The sequence below is a fragment of the Selenobaculum gibii genome (genome assembly GCF_030273445.1).
In the GTDB taxonomy this organism is placed as follows: Bacteria; Bacillota; Negativicutes; order ICN-92133; family ICN-92133; genus Selenobaculum; species Selenobaculum gibii.
Genome location: NZ_CP120678.1, coordinates 355,679 through 379,113, shown reverse-complemented (window position 1 = coordinate 379,113; position 23,435 = coordinate 355,679). Strand labels below are relative to the sequence as shown.

Sequence of the window (23,435 nt, the reverse complement as noted above, 5' to 3'; positions counted from 1 at the left end):
TTTTACTAATTTAAATAATTTTTTTATATTCTTCGCACATATTTTTAAAAGAAAATTGCTCATTTACTTTTTGATAAGCTTTTTCTATGTATAAGTTTTTTCCCTGCCTTGCTTCTTCTATTTTTTCAGCTAAATCTACGCTGTTATTTTCCTTTACTAACATACCTGTTTCTTTCGAAATTACAATTTCATTTACACCAGCCACATTGGTTGCTATCACTGGCAATTTTGCAGCCATAGCTTCGCACAAAACCAGCGGCAAGCCTTCATAATGTGTCGATAAAACAAATAAATCAATCCTTGGAATTAAATCCGTAAAAAAACCTGTTTCAAAGGAAATAGTTTCTGCTAAATTATGTTTTTTTACATATTCCATGCATTGTTCCTTTAACTTTCCTTCTCCCATTAAAATTAACTTTACTGGGATTTTTTTTATTTTGGTAAGTATTTCTACTGCTTTTATCAGTGTCATTTGATCTTTCTGCTTCGTAAAACGCGCGACCATACCAATTGTAAATTCAGAGTGAGGTTGCTTTTCTATCGCAAATTTGTTTATATCAATTCCATTATAAATCACTTGTATCTTTTCATCTGGAAGATTAAACTTTCGCAACGAATTTGCAACGCCTTCTGAGACACAAATATATTTTTCCGTACAACAATCTAATTTTTTTAATAAATACGCCCTAAACTTTGTATAACGTTCTACATTATGCTCAATATGAATTAGCCTCGCTCTGTGATTTGCTTTTAATAATGCAAGTTTTGTCCATAAGTGCGTACTATATCCATGCACCATAATAATATCAGGTTTTTCTGCATCAATAAGCTTTGCCAAGCAATAAATATAATCTACAGTACAACAATCTTTTATTACATCAGCTTCAGCTATCCCTGCTTTATTATACTTTCGCAAGATCAGCTTTACTTCAAATCCTTCGCATTTTAGAAAATCACCAATAGTTACAGCGACATTTAATGCTCCTGATTTTGCACCAGATACGATGTTTAAAATTTTTTGTTTCATTGTTTCACATCCAAATTATCTCTTTAATTCCGAGTAGAGTCGTAACAACTTTTCAAGCATCACTTCACTTGTAAAATATTCTACAACGCGATTTCGCCCTGCTTGCCCCATAACAAGCCTTTCTTCATTTGCTTTGGATAAAAATTTTAATCGTTCAAATAATGCATCCAAATTATTTTTCCCAACGAGAAAACCTTCTTTCCCATTTTCCAATACCTCAGGTGTGCCACCTACAGCATAAGTAATTACCGGTTTTTCCATTGCCATTGCTTCGGTCAAAACCAAACCAAAAGTTTCAAATTGTGAGGGCAAAGCCACTACATCAATGCCATCTAAAACTTTCTGTACATCGACAATATGTCCAGCTAAATGTACGCGATCGCTGATTCCCAGCCTCCACGACTCATACCTTAATTTCCAAAGAGCTTTACCTTTACCAATCACAAGTAGATGCCAATTCTCAGCATCTTTATAACGGTTTAATATATTGAGTAAATCTCCGTGTCCCTTATCCCGCAAATTCTTGATACGTGATACAATCGCAATCGTGAAGGCAGCTTCGGGTATATTAAATTTATTTCTAATAATATTATTATTTTCCTTTTTAGGATTAAATTTGTCAATATCTATTCCATTATAAATTGTAACTAATTTATCTTTATTAAATCCACGTGAAATTGCTGACTCACGAACGAATTCACTTACACAAATTATTTTATCACATTCGTTGAGTGTCATTTCTGCCTGATTATGCCCAAACACGCCGTGTGCAGTGTAAACAACTGGAACAGAAATCTCTTTTTTCACTAAAACAGCTGCAATTCCAGCAGCGGCAGAATTCGCATGGATAATATCAATTTCATATCGTTTAACGATTCTCTTTAATAGTGTAGCTGCAAACTTTGCATTCAAGCGAATTGGTACAAAAAAATGTTTAATTTGTACTTCTTCTAATCGCTTTACTAACATCCCTCCACCCGATGCAACAAAAACGATAAAACCTGCCTTTCTTAAGGCTAAAGCAATCGTTAATACATAAGATTCAGCACCACCAATATTAAAACGCGGTACAACTAGTAATATTCGTTTCCCCATATCTTCACCTACTGAAGCAGTTTATTAGTTTCAATAATATCGACTAATCTAGATGGTAAAATCTCATCCATACACGTTTGTCCTTTTGGCTGTGAGCAATCCAATCTTAGACATGGTACACAAGGCAATTTACTTTGTACAACAATCGCACTCGCTGGTGCCCATCGTTTTGGCTCGCCTTGTCCATAGATCGCTAAAATCGGTATATTTGCGGTTCCAATAATATGTAGTGGTCCTGTACAAACTGAGACTGCAAAAGCAGCTTTTTTTGCGATGACTGGCAATTCCCTGAGTGATAACTCACCAGCCGCATTATACTTTTTACCGCCGATTTGATCAATATATTCTTTATCTGCCGGCGATCCAATATATGCAGGAACAACACCTCGTTGATTTAAATAACGATTCAATTCAGCAAAAGATTCACGCGGCCAATTTTTATTATCAGCTGCACTTCGCGGTACGATCAAGACTAGCTGTTTACTCATTGCAAAAATTTTATTCAACCAATCCTTCACATACTCAGCTCTCGTCTCATCCATATTACCGACTTTAGGTAATATCCCTTTGTATTGAATTGTTGGACTTAATAATTTTATATAACTGCCAAAATCTTCACTCGCGCGTAATTCATGTTGTTTACGAATAAAAATGCGTTTTATCCCGACAGACATTTCTTTTCCTACATTTAATAATTTTGCGCCTGATTTCCAAGCCAAGAGTGACGAGCTAAATCTTTCATCCACAATAATTGCTTCATTATAACATTTTGCTTTAATTTGTGAAATGACTTCTCGTTTCGTCCGTTTTGTATAAGGGAAAACATCATCAATATAGTCATGATTTTTTAATATATCTGCTGATTTCGCTGCCACAACAAAACCAACTTTTGCATCAAAATTTTCTTTTATCAATTGTGCTAGAGGTGTCGTAACTACGACATCGCCAATTCCTAACCGATTAAAAACTAAAATTTTTCTCATCATTTACTCCAAAACATACGACAATCGCATTATTTTTTAGTCAAGCTCTCAAATACAGTCAAATATTTGTTTACCATTGTTTCAATACTAAGACGCGTTTTAATATAGTTTGCAATCTGCTTGCATTCCTCGTTCGTCACAGCAAAAGCTTTTTCTATTTCTAGCGCCACTTGTTGAGTACAAGCATCCCTATCTCGTCCATCAAAATTTACATCACACGCATAGGCAATATTTTTCATGGTGATTACACCAATAAATGATTCTGCATTGCGAATCGCTACAATCGGTTTTTCACAGGCTAGTGTCTCCATTGCAACACGCCCCTCACCAACTAGAATGTCTGAAGCATTATACCATTCGAGAATATTATCTACAAAATTATGAATTTCAAACCGATTTTCAAATTTGCTTTTTAGCTCATTTATTTTCTTTTCTATCTCTAAACGTAACGGACCTTCACCAATAATGACCAACTTTGCCGTTGGACAATGCTCGAGAACCTTTTCCATACCTTCAATAATACGTAGTGATACAGCACCTTTTATCCTACTTAATCGGCTTACATGTAAAATAATCTTATCATTTGCACTTAATCCCAATTTTTCTCGACACGCATATTTATTTAGCGGATAAAAAGAAGAAAAATCAATTCCATTATTAATCAGATGAATCGACTCTCTAGGTATCTTAAAATCTTGCGCTAAGGTATTTGCTAAATTCTCACTAATAGCAAACACTTCTGAAAATACGTTTGCATACAAAGGTTTAAGAAAAGCCCGATGCCATGGGTCATGCATCGTAACAGTATAAGGAATTTTTAAGTTTCGCTTTAGCAAATGAGCCCATATTCCAGAAGTTCGCTGTTGCGCACTAATAATTTCGATACGCTTCTCTTTAATTAAAGCACAAAGTTTTTGAAAGTCTCGTCGCCACTTAAATAAATTTGCACCGCGCGTTTGAATCCTTGTAATCTTAGTATATGGATACAGTTCTTTTATTTTCCCCAGTTTTTTTTCATCGCTTCCATGATTAACAACGAGATAAACGTCGTGTCCAACAAGTCCTTTAATTAAGGCTTCTGTATGTGTTTCAGCACCACCAACACGCCACGGTTGTGAAAATAAAATCAAAATATTCATGGTTTTCCCCCATTTAATCCGTTGCTAAAGTTACTATATGCTCAGCCAATTTTCTAGAATAAATCAGTTCAATATTGGGAACAGCAACTTCAAATCCATATTTACCTGACCGTGGTACTGCAATCCGTATATTCGTTTTTAATAATAGGCGATCTGAGTAAGACCCAAGATTTTTGCAATCCCGCGGTACTAATCCCTGTATAATAAAAACCATCGGCACTTGTCCTCGTTTTAGCTCATGCATGCTGAGTACACGCATATAAGAGCATGTGGCTTCTGGGAAGACTACAGCATCAAATCTATTTGGTTTTGCAATCTGCATTACTTTATTATATAAAGAACGTAAAGATAATTCACGCTTTACAGAAACAAAAAGTGAGTTTAATATAGTTTTCTCCGTATTATATGAAAAAACACCAGAAAGTTTATTTACTACTAAGCCATTGGCGGTACTGCAAAACTTCGAATCTTCCGCAACAAAAACCTCAACTTCATGTCCCATATTAATTAAATCACCGGCAATTTGATCAATCTCTTGTTTTTGTTCCTTATTAAAAATAACGGTACCTTCTACAATAGCAAATTTCATCTCTAATCTATCTCCTAAATAAAATGAATTAATTTTTCTTTCACTTGTTCAACGCTAATTTGTGCTAAACAATCTTTATCTAATGGACACTTTCTTTTCCAACAATATTTACAATCTGCATCTATTTCAATTATATTCCCCAATTGTCCATATGGACCATTACGATTTGCGTCTGTCGGCCCCATTAATGCAACTACAGATTTTCCAAGCCCCGCCGCTAAATGCATTGGGCCTGTATCACCACCGACTAAGGCAACGGATTTTTTTATTAAATACGCTAACTGTTTCAATGTCGTTTTTCCAACTAAATCAATTGGAGGGATTTCTGACTTTTCGTTAATTTCAGCGATAAGCCTATCATCTACTACTCCACCGCCAATTACAACAGGAATGATATTTTTATCATACAACCAATCCACCAGTTTCGCATAATAACTTGTCGGCCAGCGTTTATTCGGCCAATTTGCACCAACAGCTAACACAACATATTTATTTTCAATATTCATTCCTGCCTGCTGAGCAATACGTTCTGCCAATTCAGATTCTTCTTGCGTAATTTTCACAGGGAAAACCACTTGATTCACCTTGCACCCAAGCTCCCTTGCTACATCAAGATAACGCTCAACAATATGGCCATTTTGATTTCGCCCACAAACTGGTTTGCTCACCCAGCCACTGAATTCACGCATATTAGCACACCCTAATTTTATTGGTGCATTACTTAAATATGCAATAGCTGCACTTTTCCCAAGTCCTTGTAAATCCAAAACTACATCATATTTTTCTTGCCGTATAACAGAAGAAAAAGAGGGTATATTTTTCAAAAACCCTCCCAATGATTTAAATTTTTTCTTTTCAAATACAATAATTTTATCAATATATGGATTATTTCTTAATAAATCATAGGCAGGTGGCTCAACTACCCACGTTAATCTACAATTTGGAAAACTTTCTTTTATTGCATAAGAAACTGGCAATGCATGAATCACATCGCCAATCGCGCTTAATTTTACAACCATAATATTATTTATTGTCATAGCTAAAATCCTCAACCTATGAAATATTTTAAGTTTAGTCTAATTACTCTATTTACAAGCTTTTATACGATTAATAATATTAGTTGAAGATCGCCCTGGGACTAATGGAATTAGCTTGGTTTCTCCACCATAAGATTCTACAACCTTAGCTTCCGGCAAAGTATCAAGTGTATAATCTCCACCCTTTACATAAATATCAGGTTCAATTTCTTCAATCAATGATTCCGCTGTTTCATCATCAAACAAAACAACATAATCTACAGGTTTTAATGCTCCGAGAACTTCAACACGATCTTGTTCTCCATTCACAGGTCGCCCCATTCCTTTTAGCGCGCGCACTGATTTATCACTATTTAGCCCAATAATTAAAACATCCCCAAAGCACTTCGCATTCTTTAAATAACGGACATGTCCTGCATGGAGTATATCAAAACAACCATTAGTAAATACGATTTTTTGTTTTGCCATATGAATCTGATCAGCAAGAACACCAATATCACGTCTAGGTATTAACATTTGTCAATTCGCTCCTATCACTTGTTTTAATTCTTTCGCCGTAACCGCCGCTGTACCAAACTTTCGCACTGCAATTCCAGAAGCAAAATTAGCAAGTTCCGCAGCTAGAACAGGCTCTACACCTGATGCCAAACATAAAATAAACGTCGCTACCGCCGTATCGCCAGCTCCACTTACATCGAATACCTCACTTTTATTCGTTACCGGAACATGGTGAATAGCTCCATTATTTTCAAACAACGTCATACCCTTACTTCCACGAGTAATAAGCACACCTTTTGCATTCATTTTTTCTAAAATAATTGCTCCTGCTTTCAGTAAAAGTTCATCATTTGTTATCTCAAATCCAGCAACTTTTGCAGCTTCTGCATCATTTTGTTTAATATAGTGTACTCCTTTAAAGGACAACAAGTCATATCTTGAATCCACAACACAAGGAATCACATTGTTATCACAGAATTCAATCACCTGTTTCCGCAAAGCTTCTGTAATCGTTCCACTTCCATAATCGCTGAGCACAACGCCTTTAACTTTAGGTAGTAATTCTGCTAGAACTTTACTCAATTCAGCCTCTACAAATTGACTTAAAGGAGCTTTTGTTTCTCGATCAATTCGCACAATTTGCTGACTCACCGTTCCAGCCCCACCAGCAACAACCCTAGTTTTACTAATCGTTAATCGACTACTGTCATGGACAAGACCTTCGGTATTCACACCTTTCTCTTCCAATACTAACCGAAGGCCTCTCCCCTGCTCATCAGATCCCAATATACCTACAGCCCAAACTAAGCCACCCAAAGTTGCCACATTGTGAACAACATTTGCAGCCCCGCCTGGAACAAAATTTTCTTTTTCCTGTTCAAGAACAAGTACAGGTGCCTCACGCGAAATTCTTGAGATTCTTCCATCTAAATATACATCTGCAACCATATCCCCAATAACCAAAATACATTGTCTTTGAATTTGCTCAACTATTTCAACTAAATCATCTTTCATTCGCTGTGCACCCCATCAAATTTTCTAGAACCAATGTTTTGTCTTAAGCATAAATTTCCATTCATCACGTTTTTCTCGATACGTTATATCCATACCCCAGCAATGTAAATCATGAGATAATGTATAATCCATATCTGCAACTCTTTTATTTTCTAAATCATAACTTTGCTCAAGCGTAATAGAATTTTTATCATCAAGCTTATAGTTTATTCCGCTTGCTAATTCTTTCGCTACATCAGTACTGTCATAATCAAACAAACTATTATTATTTTGCGTATAGTGATATCCTGACCAGCCTGTAAGCTTATCGCTAAATCTATTCACAAAAGTTACATCATACTTTAGACTGTTCGTTTGAGAATGATCATAACTTTCTCTAACTATTTCATACCCAGCTCCTACATAAAGATTTAAGGTGTCACTTAATTTTATCACATCACGAGAAAAATAAATCGTATAGTCTTGATGCCAACTTGATTTATCTTCATCCTTCCACTTACCATAAATAGCTTCAAAATCATATTTCCAAGGGCCATCACCAATACGCTGTGTTGCATAATTAAACTTAATCTCAGGCTCCTTTTTTATCCATTCATCATCATCATCCATAAAGTGACCTTGTTGTAACAGCAAGGTATAGTTAGGCTTTCTCTGCACAAAGCCATAACTATTTTTCAACTCATGTTTTGTATAGTATCCAAAGTCAAAAAAGGCTGATACTGAAGAATCCTCTCCCCCTATTGGCTCAGTAAAAGTTTGCTTGATGAAGAAGCCATCACTACTATTATACCCCATTTCTGGGAAAACAGCATCTTCGCGATTTTCGCCTATTTCAGTTGTATACTTCTTTGTACTATAAATTACTACATCTTTCACCCAAAATTTCGCATTATAAGCAATCAGCTTATCATTTGGCCAAACTTCAATTTTCTCAGCACTAATACGATAATCTGGTTTCTTTGCAGGACATTTTGTGATAGTTCCATTATAAATAGTGATCATTTCTGGAGATACTTCAACATTCTCCCCATGAATGAACTTTTTATCTACAACACCATCAGTTTTCCCCATTTTCCCGGTCTTTTGTTGATAGTTATAAAAAATATCATGCCCATTTAAATCTACATTCGGCTGTTTTATATTTGCCCAATCTTTGATCCAAACTTCATTTGTTTTTGTATTACCTTCTACTTCATCAGTGATAATTTTCGCAGGTTCTTGAATAATTATTACATTTCCACGTGCGTAAACATCTCCACTATTACTATCAAAAGAAATATCATCCCCATCAAAAAATACAGGGGCTGGTGGAGCAGCTTCCTGTTCTATTTTTTTATTCTCATTTTTTTTACTTTTCTTATCTTTATTTTTTACTTTATGATTGTCTTGATTTTTTGAAGTATTTTGCTGACTTGTTGCAATCTCTACCTCTTGCACTGTATCAATATTTTCATTTATTTCTTCTGCTGCTAAAACAACTACACTTGTTCCTAAAAAAATCGACAACGTAATTGCTGCACACAATGCCTTTACTGGCTTATTCATAATAAATATTACTCCTACTCTAATCTAGGATTTTCCTAGCAGAAATCTAATTAGTGTTAATTTATTAACTATTTATTATTCTACAATTATCGCCTATTTCCTTCTTAGCTCTTATGTTAATATATGTAAATAGAAAATAACCATACACAAAATATGTATGGCTATTTTATCAATGACAAAATTACAGTGCCTCTATTTGAATTCCGTCAACAGAAGACTCATTTTTCGTTTGAATATATATTTCAGTGCCTTCCGGAATTTCTATATTTTTCCCTTTAACAAAGGCACCAGTCACGATACCTACAGGTCCCAAAATAGCGAGTCCTGCCACAGTTGCACCTGCTGCAATTACCATTGTTTCAGTTTCTTTTTGCGCTTTTTCCCCTAGGAAAGTGTTCATTTTTGTACCATCAAGGGTAGTAATATTTTGAAAATCAATATCTATTTTTGCATCACGTCCAAAATTCTGTGCTTGAGAAACTTTTGTAATTATGCCAGTTCCCTCTGCTCCTTTTGCAACTAATAAAGCCCCTTGATAAACTACATCTTCAGCAGCTACATAATGCACAGCATCTCCTACGCGAGATGTTTTACTATCAATAGAAGTAACCAATTTTATTTTCACCAATGTATCTGGTTCTACAAATTTATTTACTAAAGTGACATCACCATCAACAAATGATAGTTGCATAAGAGAGCTTAGTCGCTCTGTATACGATCCCATATTTGCTGTGCCATGAATCATCATTTCCATTTGTTCTATACGAGTTTTAATTGGTGCCGTTGACACCTCGTGCATAATTGCCCATTCCACAGAATTGGCTTTCATAATTAAAGATGGTCCACTTGTATTATGAAACACATTATCATATATTGCATCCATTTTTGCTACCATCGCATTATTTGTTTCTGCACCATATAAATCGCGTTCCAATTTTCCGATACGCTCTAATAGTGAGCCAGTTTGCTCACTTCCATAAAATGCATTTTCAACAGCAATAACTTTTCCTAATACCGTCATTTCCGCTTTATTTTCCGCGGCTAAAGCTATACTAGAAAAACAAAATACTAGCATAAGTAATACTGCAATTGGTTTACGTAACATTCCTTTTCCTCCTATATTTCCTTTTTCTATCATAATTCTAAATGAATCGTGAAAATCCTGCAAAAAGGAAAATAAAAAAGACTCCTGCAAATGCAGGAGTCTTTCGAAAGCCAGCGAGTACTGCCTTTTGTTCGTTCAAATTAGAAGAAAAATTCAACTTGCGCACGAACTTGTTTATCTTTGATATCGCTATCGTAGATATTTTTAGAATCAAAATATCTAGCTTGGAATTGAATATTTTCAGCAGGAACGTAATCAAAACCAAGTTCCCAACCTTTATAATCTTTTTTACCAAAGTTAGTTGTGCTAATTTGTGTTGAAACAGGAGTGTTACGGTATCCTAACCAAACGTCATAAGAACCTACTGTTTTGATATCAGCACCTTTATAAGTTAAGTTTACAGAATAACCGTTATCTTTGATATCGTCTCCATCAGCATTAGATTTTGCATAAACAGCATCAATTTTCCAATCTTCCCCTAGTTTACTGTCAAATCCCAATGTCCAAATGTGAAGATTCTCATCATCCCAATTTTGAGTTGATACATTATAATAAGCAGCATTTACATTCGCTGAATTGCTCAACCCGTAAGTTAATTCAATGGATTGAGTATCTGCATTGTCATAACCCAAGAAATTGTCAGCATCATCATATTTTTCATTTACCCAAAATTCATCTGTTAAACGTCCTGCACGTACAGTAGTTGTAAGTTTATCACCTTTCCAAGTCAATTGAGCACCAGTCATAGGATCATCCATTACATAACCATAGTTGTTTGTAAATACATCAAATTTACCAAATTTAGCATCTGCACCAAATAAAGGCCCCTCAACAAACACATTGTTAGAAGAAGCATCATTCCCAATTAAATGAGTTTCCTCTTTATCCATTGTGCGATCAGATGTAACTTTTACATGAGCTGACCAATCACTATTAATTTTTGCATTTGCCCATAATTCAGCATATGATTGGCTAGTTGTAGTGTTTCTGTCACCATCACTTGGATCATCAGAAATTAAACGCAAACGAACTTTACCACCCCAAGTTACGTTGCCAACTTTTTCTTCTAAGTTTGCTACACGAACACCAAGATTGTCTAATTCAGCAGCATATTCAGCAGCTAATTTATCAATCATAGCTTTTTGTTGTGCATTAGCTTTGTCTTCTTTAGCCATAGCTTTTGCTACCATTTGAGCCATTTCATAACGAGTGATATGAGAATCACCACGGAAAGTGTTGTCGCCATAACCTTCGATAACGCCTTCTTGAGCTAATTTAGCAACAGCGTCGAAAGACCAATGGTCAGTTGCAACATCAGAGAATGGATTTGCAGCAGCAAATGTTGTGCTAGCCGCACCGATTACTAGTGCTGAAGTGATTGCAGCAGCAAGTGTTTTTTTCATGAGAAAATCCCCCTTAAAATAAATATTTTTTTATTTTTTGAGTTCATTTTCAGAAAAAATCTCAGTTAGAAATTCAATTTAAGAGTATCCACGTTTCCTCATCAAATATTATTTCCTTCTTCAATTTATCCAAAATATGTAACTCTCTATTATAACGCGAATATTTCGCGCTAATAGCTTTCCAAGCTTTTACATGGCATATTATACATTTAAAAGATTTTTTTTGCAATACTTGAAATAAATATTTTTTTTAGAATTTTACTGATAAAATGTATTAAACATACTTTAAATCCTTTAATTTACTGGGAATTTTTATTATGATGTTATTTTTATTTGAATTTTATACTTTTATTTTAAATTCCAGCAATATCAATTTATTGCTTTTTAAGCAATTTTATTCATGTTAAAATATTTCTTTTTTGTAAAGTATTTATAATGAGCTCCTTTTTACTTCTTATATTTGGCAATTTAACTCTTTGATTTTGTAAGATTCTCCAACTAAAATAAAACTCCTTCTTTTAATTTGGAAATATAATCAATTTATTTCCATTTAATTTTCATAAATGGAAATAAAGTTTTTTTACATATTAATGAAGAATTTTAAATTTATAAAATAAAAAAAAACACCTAAAATCATAATATTGATAAGGTGTTTTTCTAAATTTATAATAAAAATTTAAATTTTATTTTATTTTAAAAAATTTCCAAAAACTTTTTTTATTTTTTAAATAAAAAAGGCTCTTGCATCTGCAAGAGCCTTGTAAAATTATCGCGCAATAATTTTTTAATTTTAGGATTAGAAGAAGAATTGTACTTGAGCACGATACATATCAGCATCTGGAGTATCGCCAATACCTTTTGCATCCCAGTAGTAAACTTTTGCTAATACGTTTTCAGCAGGAACGTAACCTACACCAACTTCTAATGCTTCATAGCTATGACCTAGATAGTATGTTGGAGAAATTACTGTAGAAATTGGAATATCAAAATATCCAACCCACATACCATAACTTCCTTTGTCAGAAATATCAGCACCTTTATATCTTAAATAAACAGCATAACCATCGTTGTCGTCGTAATTATAACCCCAAGAATCAGCAGTTTGTGGAACATTGCTGTCAGTACTTGATTTAGCATAAATAGCATCTAATTTTAAATCATTAGTTAATTTAGTTTGGAAACCAGCAGTAAAGATATTATTTGTATCATCTTTCATACCATCAAAAGTTCCATTTACAGTAGCAAATTTATTTGCAGATGTTAAATGATGATAACCTAATTGTAAAGTAGTTGCAGGAGATGTGCGATAATCAAATTCAATAGCTGCATAATTCGCTGGTTCTGACATGTTATTTAAACCGTCTCCACCTTTGTCTCCTCTATCATGTTGCCAAGTATAGTAATCATCGTTACCACCGTTTATACGTCCAGCTCTAATAACAGTATCTAATTTATCACTAGTATAGTTTAATTCAATACCACGCATAGCATCATCTAATACATGACCTTGTGCAGACCAAGAATCAAATTTACCAATTTTTGCATTTGCCCCAAATAAAGGACCTTCTACATAAACATTAGAAGTTGCATAACCATCATCATCTGCCATTGGATTAGATTCCACGCCATTCATTACACGTTCGCCTTCTAATTCAACATGACCTGTCCATGCATCATTAATTTTTGCAGATAGATTTAAATCGTAATACACTTGATTTTGGGAAGCAGCATCTGAACCTTCTGTTTCCCATTTTTGTGTACGAAGACGAAGTTGTCCGTTCCAAGTTACATTATCAATTTTGCTTTCTAAGTTAGCAACGCGAACGCCAAGATTATCTAATTCTGCAGCATATTCTGCAGCCAATTTGTCAATCATAGCTTTTTGTTGTTTATTCACTTTGTCTTCTTTTGCCATAGCTTTTGCTACCATTTGAGCCATTTCATAACGAGTGATGTGAGAATCACCGCGGAAAGAGTTGTCGCCATAACCTTCAATAACGCCTTCTTGTGCTAATTTAGCAACAGCGTCGAAAGACCAATGATCAGCCTTTACATCGGAAAATGGATTTGCAGCAGCAAAAGTTGTACCAGCTACGCCGATAACTAATGCTGAAGTAATTGCAGCAGCAAGTGTTTTTTTCATGAGAAAATCCCCCTCAAAATAAATTATTTTTTCGAGTTTCGTTTCCAGAAAAAAATTTTTTCAGAAAATACGTTTCAAGAGTATCCACGTTTCCTCTTCAATTATATTTCCTTACTTGAATTCAATCCCAAATATGTAAACTCTTCATTTACAGCCATATAAATCCTGTGCTGTATTTTCTTTACGGGTTTATTATAACCCATTTCATATTTCGACACAATACCCTAAATTAATATTTTTTTCTACATTTTATAAATTTTCGACTTTTTTCGTCAATTTATTATGTATATTTTGTCGAAATCTTATCTATATTATAATTCATTTTGTCGAAAAAGCAAGTTTAAAATCATATTTATCACCAAAAACCTCATTATTTAAGTTTTTAAATCTTAAAAAACTTAATAAAGGTCATTTACATTCTTCTTTTTTCGACAAAATAGGATAAAAAGAAAAAGTAGCAAAATAAATTTATTTTGCTACTTTTTCTTTTTATTATTTTCCAAATATCGTTCACCTAAAATAATTGCTGCATAATCATCTATAGGGCGCGGAGGAACTAACAGACCTTTAGGAAAAAATCTTTTCAACCCCTTTGGGGGATTATCCTTCCAATAACGAATTTTTGCCGCATCAGTTGTACGATACTCATTGATTTTATAAATAGGCATTTCCTTTATCTCATTTTTCAGATTTTTTATTGCTTCTTTTGAAGAGGTTCCATCTCCAATAACAATTGCTAAAATCTTAAATTTTTTGATATTTGCGATACAAAATTCTATTAATATCTCACTTTCTATTACTTGATGCAGCAAAATTTCATCTTGATTTAAAATAGCTACACCGCTCTTTTCTCGTCCTGGATCAATAGATAAAATATTCATCAACTCACCTCTCTCTGCCTACAGTATAAAACAGCCACCTTGCAATCGCAAGGCGGCTGTTTTCAGAAACTAACTCTTTTAATAATTAGAATTTAACATTCAAGTAAGCAGAAGTACGGTTATCATCTTTTGTACCAGCTTGGTTTTCAAAGTCTTGGTATTTTACAGTGAATAGAGTATTTTCATTTAATTCTCTTTCAAGTTTGTATTCCATACCTTTGTAACCTTCACTTAAGAAAGATACGTTATTGATATCGTATGCTTGTGTACCATAGTTAGTAGCTGCACCAGATTCTACATCTTTGTAAGTTGCAGATAAACCTAATTTATCGAATTTGATACCATAAGCTACTGCATCATCACCGGATTTATTTTCTTTTGCATATTCAGCGTTCATGCTGATATTTTTTGTGATACCGAAAGAAGTATTCACGCCATAGAACTCTTTATCTTCACCTTGTTTAGCATCAGCTTTCATATAATCAAGGTTCACATCTGCACCAAACAATTCAGTACCGTATTCAGCACCAAATAAGTCTTGTTCTTCAGATGCATGGTTGCCATAGAATACTTTTAAACCGCCAACTTCAGAGCTAATACCAGTCATTGTATCGTCAATGATTGTACCAGTACCTAAAGTTAAGTCTTGGCGACCAACTGTATTTTCTAAGCCAAGTGCATTAAAGCTTAAGTTTGCAGTATCTAAAACGATGCCTTCACTATTTTCGTCATAACTAATGTCACCACTGGATACACGAGTGTTGAATTTTAAGTTGTCAGAAATTTTTCCGTCAAGAGTAACACGTGCTCTGAAGTCAGTTTTGTCGCTTTCATCGTTAGAACCATAACGAACACGAGCATCACCGGAAATTTTTACACGTTCTTGTTCAGCTTTAAGATTTTTAACATCTTTACCTAAAGAGTTTAATTCTTTAGCAAATTCTCTCGCTAGTTTTTCAACAGTGGCTTTTTGTTCACCAGTTAGATCTTGATCCATAGCTTTTGCTACCATTTGAGCCATTTCATAACGAGTAATGTTTTGCTCACCACGGAAAGTGTTATCGCCATAACCTTCAATTACACCTTCTTTAGCTAACTCAACAACTGCATCATATGCCCAATGATCTTTAGATACATCAACGAATGGATTTGCAAATGCTGGTACAGCAAATGCAACAGTTAATGCACTTGTAACGGCAACCTTTAATAATTTTTTGTTCATTTTCGGAAATCCCCCTTGAATAAATTTAAATGTTTTTTTGCTGGTGCAAGCACCGACATTCAAGGTATTTCGTTTATTGGCATCCACTCCGAGTATCCACGTTTCCTCAAAGCTTCCAACTCACTAAGTCCCTTTTATGTCCCTGCAGCATTTCGCAGGTATGTAGACTAAATTAAATTCATCGGTAGGATTGTCATATGTGTGTAGACTAGTCAGTCATTCATGATTTTTTAAAAAAGATTTTTGCAAATCTTTTTCGTAATATGTTTTAAATTTATTTTTCTTTTGTATCAGGTCACCCGATATACTTACTATACCGTCAAAACTCACTTCCGTCTAGTTTAAATTTTTACCAATTTCGACAAAACTCAAGATAAAGCTTTAAAATTAACATATCTAGATAAATCTATTCAACTCTTACCTAAGTTAGCTCCTTCTAGTACTATTACTATACTTCTTAAAACGACTTTTATCTAGTTTAAAATTCTACCAAGTATGATAAATTATATCAGTCTTCAGTTATACGTTTTCTTTTTTGTAACCATTTGTAGTATTATAAATGATTTACCAAACACCACGTTAGTTATCGAATAAATTTTAAAAATAAAAAAGTTGCTAAAACAATACCTTAAAGGGCATTTATTTTAACAACTTTCCATTTTTAATTTAAATAAAAATCTACACTGTATTTCATTTGTTATTTAATTTAGCGTTTTTACGTAGACATTTAAGCGTAATGGACCTGCTGCATTAACATCATCTCCAGCATACGCTGAAATTTCAATTTTTCCGTTTAAATTTTCTATATTATTCACAATATCATAAAATTGCGACCCCGTCATGCTTCCAACAGTCCTTCGAATTGGATCTGGCAATATTCCCTTAGCAATCGCCTTTTCATTTACATCCGCTAGAAAATCCAATACAACCTGCTCCGCATTATCCCCTTTTTCAACTGAAACAACTTCACTGTAAACAAAGTCATTTTGATTATAGATACGATGGTTAGGATATAACTTGATTTGTACCCTAACTGGTTCACCATAGACGATATTTCCCGCCGCTATGATTCGTACCACAGCTTCTTTTTGTCCTAAAGATGATAATTGCCTCGTCGCCTCATTAAATTCAGCTTGAGATAGCCACAAAACCTCAATATCTTCCTTAATAGCCAATCGTTCTAGGATTTGCTTATTTGCCTGATAAACGATGTCAGAAAGCATATGCATGCGTTTATCTTCATTATCGATATATGGAACAACGACATTAGTAATAACTTCACCAGCCCGAAAAATAATTTGTCCTTCTCTGACAAATAAAATACCTTTATTAAGTTTTTCTGTCAAAATATTAAGTCGTTCAATATCTGCTTCACGCACAGATTGTTCTTCTGTCAAAGTTGCAACTTTTGCGTCCAAAGCTGTTTTAGCTTCTTCCAATGTATTTTTTGTAACTTCTAATGCTCTAATTTGTTCCTGCGACTGCGCTATATCTTGATTTGCCTTTTCATACGCAGCAGTCACCTTTTCAAGCTCTGCAACTGTTTTCTGCCTCTGTTGATTGGCATTATCCAACTCTGCTTGAATTGTATTTAAATTAAATTCAGTTTCCCGAATTTGTTTATTTAATGCTTCCATTCCAAACAAAGCAACGCGAACATTTTCAGAGGTCATTGCTAAAACTGCAAGCGTTGAGGAAGTAATCAGTATTCCTGTAATAATCGTTACAATAATCGAAGTATGCTTCGGTCTTAATCCAAATATAGATAGTTTTCTCTTGCCGACTTTGCTTCCCAGTTTATCACCAATGTAAGCAATTGCGCCGCCCATAACAATTAGAATAACTACTAAAACAATACCGTACACTGACTCTCCCTCCTTTTATTCTTATCTATTTTGCCGCTTTACGCATTAAAGAAATCCCGACAATTAATCCTATGGTATTCGGCATCCAAGCGGCAACTAAAGGATTTACCGAACCGCCTTGTGCAAGCGTCGAGGAAATTGTCATAATTGTATAGTAAACAAAAATAATAATAATACTTATCCCAAACCCAATAGATGAGCTCGTCCGATTTGGTTGTAAACCCAAAGGCGTCCCAATTAAAGCAAAAATAAACGTTGCAAAGGGAATCGTAATTCGCTTATACAACTCTACTTCCAATTCATTTGTATCTACAGATTGCATCTGCATAGCTTTAATTTGATGCCGTAGCTCTCGCATCGTCATTTCATCAGGTTTTTTCTGAGAGCGTATAATTTCATTTGGCGACTGCGAAATCGGCAAAATTTGCTGCGAGAATTTTAATGTACGTTGTACATTCCCCTCTGCCGATAAATCATAAAGAATTCCATTATGCATCGTCCAGTGATCATTACTCCAGTCAGCCTTCTCAGCATTTTGCACCCGCACAAGCGTATCATTTTCAAACTCTTGTATAGAAACACCATACATCGCCATTGTTTGCGCATCATAACGTCGTGCATAAGTCAATCGATTAATCTGTCCTTCTTTTATCTCTTTCAATACGACATGATCTTGTGATTTTGGCGCAGTATTGCCTTTTATTTCAAAGTTAACAACATAACTATATCCTTCATTGGCTCTGGGTACTACATGCTCATTAAATAAAATAGCAAAGATACTAACTACAAGTGCAATAATAAATACAGGCATAGCGATGCGATAAAAACTAATTCCACCTGACTTCATCGCTGTTATTTCGCTACTTGCCGAAAGCCTGCCAAATGACAATAGCGTTGCTAGTAACATCGACATAGGAAAAGTCAAAACAACAATGCTAGGCAAACTATAAATAAAAAGCTTAATAACCGCCTGAATAGAAGCACCGTAATTCGTTACATATTGCGCAATTCTAAAAAGTGTACTTGAACCAATAAAAACGCTAGAAAAGGCAAAAATCCCAAAAATAAAAGTACCTAACATTTCTTTGATGATATATTTGTCTAAAATCCGCATATTCTTCTCCCTCATAGGGTTTTATCCGATGACTAACGGGCGCCCCTCTCTTTAATATAGAAGTAAAGACCACCGTAAGCCTCTGGACTACTTATCTGCTCGCAGAAGAGTTAAAACTCTCACTGAATAGCCGTGTTTATCCTAGACGTAAACAGTTTCTTATTTTTAACGGTTTACCTTTTAGATACTTTCTAAACTTAATACAAACCAAAATTTACTATAGACTAAATTTCTCACCGAGATAGAATTTCCGTGCAATTTCACTAGATGCAATCGTTTGTCTATCTCCCTCAATTAATATTTTTCCCTGATTTAATATATAAGCACGATCCACAATGCTAAGCGTCTCTCTTACATTATGATCAGTGATTAATATCCCAATTCCACGTTCGCGCAGATAGGCAATAATATCTTGAATATCTGCAACTGCAATCGGATCGACTCCAGCAAAAGGTTCATCTAAAAGGATAAAATTAGGGTCTGTAGCTAAGCAACGAGCAATTTCCACCCGTCTACGCTCCCCACCCGATAGTTCAGTTCCTTTTCTATCACGCACATGAAGCACATGAAATTCCTTTAATAAATCTTCCACTTTTATTTTTCTGTCATTTCTACTCATTGGCGTTGTTTCAAGTATCGCCATAAGATTATCTTCAACAGTAAGCTTCTTAAAAATAGAAGCCTCTTGTGCCAAGTATCCCACCCCATATTTAGAGCGCTTATACATAGGTAAATGCGTAACACTTTCTCCTGAAATAGAAACATCTCCACTGGTGGGTCTTTCTAGTCCAACAATCATATAGAATGTCGTCGTCTTTCCAGCTCCATTTGGCCCCAACAAACCAACAACTTCCCCTTTTTCAACCCGAATGGAAACTCCATCAACAACATTACGTTTTTTGAAAGTTTTAATTAAATTTGCAGTCTCAATAAACATGAATCCGCCTCACTTTGCGGTTATTTTTCATTTGGTTTAATCACTAATTCACTCTGATTACTTTGTGAGGCTGGCTTTTCTTCCAAATACATCGTTAATGTTTTACCTCGTAAAGTATTATTGTCTTGAACAGCCACTGCATTACCAGAAAGGACAATCTTTCCTTGCTGTCCTTCTCCACCATAATAAGTTGCAACATCGCCCGTAGCATCAAGATTGCGCGTTTGGCTTACAATATGAACGTTTTCAGTAGCAACAGCTCGATTTTCTTTGACAAAATGCTCTAGCTTCTCAGAGGTCATTACTCCGTCTGGCATAGAAATCTTAGCATTGCTATTAATCAACACATAATCTTGGTCTAAGAAATAGTCCACCTGCGGTCCAGTTAGCGTACTTGTTCCTTTCACGAGTACAACATCTCCAACTGCTATAACATGTTTATTGTCAATAGACCTAACATTTGCTGCCGTTAAATCCATATCCTCTTTAACCATACGGACACCGCCATCGATTTCAGCTTCCTTACTTTTTGTATTATAAGTTGCTTTCATGCCTGTTATGACCGCGTTCTCCTGTACCATTTTTACAGAGCCCGTAGCTGTCATCATACCAGTTGTTGAATCATACTCAATCACATCTGCCGATAAGTCTATAGGCTTATCATTTGCGGCATATAAGGGTGAGGCAATAGCCATACATAACATTGTTGTTAAACACATTTTTTTCAAATTCATTACTCTGCACCACCTTTTATTACATGAGCATTTCCTTCTACTTTTACTTTATTCATGCCCGAATCGGTTTCCATTTTATCACCAGTAATCACAGTATCTGCTTGAACAATTTTAATATTTCCCTCTCCGGAGAATTTTTGGATACTATTTTGCCATAAAACCTGATCTGCAGTAAAGTTAGATCCATCATTTCTGGTCGCAATTACTTTTTCTGTAATAATAATATCATGCGTTTTATTATCATACACTGCAGTCGGTGCTGTCAAGTTAATGTTATTCCCATCGTCTTGATAAAAAACGCCTTGAATATTTTTCAATGTAATATTTTTCGTTTGTGGATCAATCGTGATCGTTTCAGCTGTAAGATCCCAAATCTTTTTGCCATCTTTTTCTTCGCTCAATGTATTCCCTTCATATGTTAGGATTTTTTGAGCTTCATCTTCTTCCTTTTGAACATGAATTTGCGTGTTGTCAGAAAAAGCCCAATACAAAACACCACCAACAGCCAAAAAAGTACAGATAAACAATGTCATTACTGATTTATTCATGCTTACCTGCTCCCTTCTTCGCATGATGTTTTCCCGCTTGTTTTTCTTCATTTAGCGGCGTGTTCCAACGCTTTTGAAACCACATCCATTGACTTGGATTCTCGCGAATTACCGATTCAATCAAATTTGTCATTTTTACTGTAATGTTATATAAATCTTGTTCTTCATTTCCTGTGTCATTAAAATAAAATGGTTCATGCACCTGTGCTATATGTTTTCCATCTTTATCCCTTAACATGAATACAGGTACAATTGGCGATTTAAATCGTTTCGCAAAAACCGCTGGTCCTAAAGGCGTTGATGCTGGGATGCCAAGAAAATCAATAAATGCCCCTCCTGGACCTGCATCTTGATCGGCTAAGAAGGCTAATACTCTGCCTTTTTTCAACGCTTTTGCCGCTCCTACTAATTCTGTTGTCCCACGCGAAAATATTTCCATACCCACCATTTCGCGATACTCATTTAAAAGTCTTGTATGCTGATCATTGGGTTGGCGTTTAATAACACTTGACAAAGGTAATCCCGCATAAGCAAGCGCTGCACCGAGCCATTCCCAGTTACCAATATGCGCCGTTAACAAAACAACACCATGTCCTTTTGCTAAAGCGTCCTCAAAACGTTCTAAGTGATTTATTGTAATAAAATCTTGATAATTGTCTTTTGTTAATTTAGGCGTTCTAAGTATCTCTACAAAATTCTTCCCAATATTATCGAACATCTTTCTTGCTAAACTATCGGCCTCTACTTTTGAGATATTTAAACTACGCATCATTTGCCTTGTCGCACGATTTCGTTGTTTCGCCGCAATATAATAATACAACTTGCCTAATATTCGTCCAGTACTTAGAACTAAACCATAAGGTAATAAACACAAAAAGCGGCTGAGTGCTTTAAAAAACCAATATTGCATATAACCGCCATCCTTTCCAATATACAAAAATCAGGGCGAGAAACCCCGCCCACACCATAACCAACAAATCAATGAATCGTAATCTTATTTCAACTATTGTTTTGTTTCCAGCAATGGCTGTCTTGTAAAATAAGTTTCAATGAGACTGTCCCATTTTCCTTGTGATTTTAAAATCATTTCAACAATTTCTCTTACTGCACCTTTGCCGCCTTCTTTTCTTGCGACATAATGCGCAACTTCTTTTACCTCATATGCAGCATTATCTACTGCACAGGCAAGTCCTACTTGAAGCATTACCGGCAAATCGATTAAATCATCCCCAACATATGCGATCGTATCATCTTCTAGATGATACTTTTCTTTCAACATATGAAAGGCTGATAATTTATTTGCCACCCCTTGATACACTTCCGTAATATTGAGCTCTTGACTACGTATTTTGACAATTTCCGAAGTTCTTCCAGTAATAATCGCTGTCTTTATTCCTGCTTTATGCAACAAGCTAATTCCAAGTCCATCTTGGCAGTTAAAGTTCTTCATAAATTCCCCTGTAGTTCCTACTACAATAGTTCCATCAGTAAGTACGCCATCTACATCAAAAATCACCATTTTTATCCGAGTGGCACGTTTACTATAGTACATTATACCACTCCTTGACGCAATAAGTCAGTAAGATGCAAAATACCAATCGGTTCTTTTTTCTCATTGATCACTGGTAGTACTGTAATTGGTCTTGGCTGGTGCTTTTCCATAAGATGAAGTGCAGCAGCAGCCAGTTTTTCTTTTGTAATCGTTTTTGGATTTGGCGTCATGATTTTTGCAACGGCTTCATCAAGGAATTGATGTCCCTTTTCAATGCTGCGACGAATGTCTCCATCTGTTACAATTCCAACTAAAATACCATTTTCATCAACAATAGAAGTCGCACCCAATCCTTTTTCCGTCATTGTAAAGATAGCTTCTTTTACTGTTTTATCTCGACCAATGACAGGATTATCTTCGCCACTATGCATTGCATGTTCCACATTTAACAACAGCTTTTTCCCTAGCGCACCACCCGGATGAAATAATGCAAAATCTTGTGGAGTAAAATTGCGTTCTGATAGCAAAGCAACAGCTAATGCATCTCCCATCGCAAGTGTAGCTGTCGTGCTAGCCGTTGGAGCTAATCCCAAAGGACAGGCTTCACGCTCTACACTAATATCTATAAACACTTCTGCATGATCAACCATCGTAGATTTTCTGCGTCCACACATCGCGATAATCGGTGCGCCAATGCGCTGAATAATCGGTAAAATATTTACCACTTCAGCACTTTCACCGCTGTTCGATATCGCAATGACGATATCATGGCAAGTCACCATCCCTAAATCGCCATGAAAAGCTTCTGCTGGATGAAGAAAGAAGGATGGGGTTCCCGTACTCGCAAACGATGCAGCAATCTTTCTGCCAATGATTCCCGATTTCCCCATGCCTGTTACAATAACTTTTCCCTTACAAGCCAGAATCATTTCTACAGCTCTATTGAACTCTTCATCAATTCGAGGAATTAATGCTTTTATTGCTTCAGCTTCAATATTTAAAACATCTATTGCTTGTTTATTAGACATTTTTCTCCGCTCCCTATAGATATTTTTAAACTTTTA

General features: G+C 35.2%; 22 protein-coding genes. All 22 read right to left on the bottom strand.

Annotation, left to right across the window (positions count from 1 at the left end):
* Window positions 1-10: 10 nt before the first annotated feature.
* The 22 genes from P3F81_RS01700 to P3F81_RS01595 all read right to left on the bottom strand — a co-directional run bounded on the left by P3F81_RS01700 (window position 11) and on the right by P3F81_RS01595 (window position 23,399).
* Entirely contained in the window at window positions 11-1,027 is a 1,017-nt protein-coding gene (locus P3F81_RS01700) for a glycosyltransferase (RefSeq protein WP_147666932.1), read from the bottom strand.
* 15 nt (window positions 1,028-1,042) lie between these two features.
* A complete protein-coding gene (locus P3F81_RS01695) occupies window positions 1,043-2,122 on the bottom strand; it encodes a glycosyltransferase family 4 protein (protein ID WP_147666934.1) in 1,080 nt (359 codons plus the stop codon).
* 8 nt (window positions 2,123-2,130) lie between these two features.
* Entirely contained in the window at window positions 2,131-3,105 is a 975-nt protein-coding gene (locus P3F81_RS01690; protein ID WP_147666936.1) for a glycosyltransferase family 9 protein, read from the bottom strand.
* Between the two features lie 29 nt (window positions 3,106-3,134).
* Window positions 3,135-4,244 carry a glycosyltransferase gene (locus P3F81_RS01685; protein ID WP_147666938.1) on the bottom strand — a complete coding sequence of 370 codons (1,110 nt, stop codon included), beginning with the start codon at window positions 4,242-4,244 and terminating at the stop codon, window positions 3,135-3,137.
* 13 nt (window positions 4,245-4,257) lie between these two features.
* Window positions 4,258-4,833 carry a hypothetical protein gene (locus tag P3F81_RS01680; RefSeq protein ID WP_147666940.1) on the bottom strand — a complete coding sequence of 192 codons (576 nt, stop codon included), beginning with the start codon at window positions 4,831-4,833 and terminating at the stop codon, window positions 4,258-4,260.
* A gap of 14 nt (window positions 4,834-4,847) precedes the next feature.
* Entirely contained in the window at window positions 4,848-5,870 is a 1,023-nt protein-coding gene (locus tag P3F81_RS01675) for a glycosyltransferase family 9 protein (protein ID WP_147666942.1), read from the bottom strand.
* 48 nt (window positions 5,871-5,918) lie between these two features.
* Window positions 5,919-6,386 carry a D-glycero-beta-D-manno-heptose 1-phosphate adenylyltransferase gene (rfaE2, locus tag P3F81_RS01670; RefSeq protein WP_147666944.1) on the bottom strand — a complete coding sequence of 156 codons (468 nt, stop codon included), beginning with the start codon at window positions 6,384-6,386 and terminating at the stop codon, window positions 5,919-5,921.
* 3 nt (window positions 6,387-6,389) lie between these two features.
* Window positions 6,390-7,382 (bottom strand): bifunctional heptose 7-phosphate kinase/heptose 1-phosphate adenyltransferase, encoded by a 993-nt coding sequence (locus P3F81_RS01665; RefSeq protein ID WP_147666946.1) that lies wholly within the window; start codon window positions 7,380-7,382, stop codon window positions 6,390-6,392.
* 24 nt (window positions 7,383-7,406) lie between these two features.
* The gene (locus P3F81_RS01660) at window positions 7,407-8,927 is read right to left on the bottom strand and encodes an LPS-assembly protein LptD (RefSeq protein ID WP_147666948.1); all 1,521 of its coding nucleotides are present in this window, start codon (window positions 8,925-8,927) and stop codon (window positions 7,407-7,409) included.
* Window positions 8,928-9,108: 181 nt separating this feature from the next.
* Window positions 9,109-10,032, bottom strand: coding sequence for a hypothetical protein (locus P3F81_RS01655; RefSeq protein ID WP_147666950.1), 924 nt, complete (start codon window positions 10,030-10,032; stop codon window positions 9,109-9,111).
* 140 nt (window positions 10,033-10,172) lie between these two features.
* On the bottom strand, window positions 10,173-11,435 hold the full coding sequence (locus P3F81_RS01650) for an S-layer homology domain-containing protein (RefSeq protein ID WP_309320564.1): 1,263 nt from the start codon (window positions 11,433-11,435) through the stop codon (window positions 10,173-10,175).
* A gap of 796 nt (window positions 11,436-12,231) precedes the next feature.
* A complete protein-coding gene (locus tag P3F81_RS01645) occupies window positions 12,232-13,578 on the bottom strand; it encodes an S-layer homology domain-containing protein (protein WP_147666953.1) in 1,347 nt (448 codons plus the stop codon).
* A 476-nt stretch (window positions 13,579-14,054) separates the two neighbouring features.
* Window positions 14,055-14,459: a RuvC family protein gene (locus P3F81_RS01640; protein WP_147666955.1), complete on the bottom strand. Its 405-nt coding sequence runs from the start codon at window positions 14,457-14,459 to the stop codon at window positions 14,055-14,057.
* Between the two features lie 85 nt (window positions 14,460-14,544).
* Entirely contained in the window at window positions 14,545-15,681 is a 1,137-nt protein-coding gene (locus tag P3F81_RS01635; protein ID WP_147666957.1) for an S-layer homology domain-containing protein, read from the bottom strand.
* A 701-nt stretch (window positions 15,682-16,382) separates the two neighbouring features.
* Window positions 16,383-17,546, bottom strand: a complete 1,164-nt coding sequence (locus tag P3F81_RS01630) for a DUF3084 family protein (protein WP_147666960.1) — start codon at window positions 17,544-17,546, stop codon at window positions 16,383-16,385.
* 25 nt (window positions 17,547-17,571) lie between these two features.
* Complete coding sequence (locus tag P3F81_RS01625) at window positions 17,572-18,660, bottom strand: LptF/LptG family permease (RefSeq protein ID WP_147666962.1); 1,089 nt, start codon at window positions 18,658-18,660, stop codon at window positions 17,572-17,574.
* A 217-nt stretch (window positions 18,661-18,877) separates the two neighbouring features.
* On the bottom strand, window positions 18,878-19,597 hold the full coding sequence (gene lptB, locus P3F81_RS01620) for an LPS export ABC transporter ATP-binding protein (protein ID WP_147666964.1): 720 nt from the start codon (window positions 19,595-19,597) through the stop codon (window positions 18,878-18,880).
* Window positions 19,598-19,617: 20 nt separating this feature from the next.
* Entirely contained in the window at window positions 19,618-20,331 is a 714-nt protein-coding gene (locus P3F81_RS01615; protein ID WP_147666966.1) for an LptA/OstA family protein, read from the bottom strand.
* Window positions 20,331-20,879: an LPS export ABC transporter periplasmic protein LptC gene (gene lptC, locus P3F81_RS01610; RefSeq protein WP_309320563.1), complete on the bottom strand. Its 549-nt coding sequence runs from the start codon at window positions 20,877-20,879 to the stop codon at window positions 20,331-20,333. The genes P3F81_RS01615 and lptC overlap by 1 nt, the downstream gene beginning before the upstream one ends.
* Window positions 20,872-21,789, bottom strand: coding sequence for a lysophospholipid acyltransferase family protein (locus P3F81_RS01605; RefSeq protein WP_147666971.1), 918 nt, complete (start codon window positions 21,787-21,789; stop codon window positions 20,872-20,874). Before P3F81_RS01605 ends, lptC begins: the two co-directional genes overlap by 8 nt.
* A 93-nt stretch (window positions 21,790-21,882) precedes the next feature.
* Window positions 21,883-22,431 (bottom strand): KdsC family phosphatase, encoded by a 549-nt coding sequence (locus P3F81_RS01600; RefSeq protein ID WP_147666974.1) that lies wholly within the window; start codon window positions 22,429-22,431, stop codon window positions 21,883-21,885.
* A complete protein-coding gene (locus P3F81_RS01595) occupies window positions 22,431-23,399 on the bottom strand; it encodes a KpsF/GutQ family sugar-phosphate isomerase (RefSeq protein WP_147666976.1) in 969 nt (322 codons plus the stop codon). The genes P3F81_RS01600 and P3F81_RS01595 overlap by 1 nt, the downstream gene beginning before the upstream one ends.
* Window positions 23,400-23,435 lie beyond the last annotated feature (36 nt).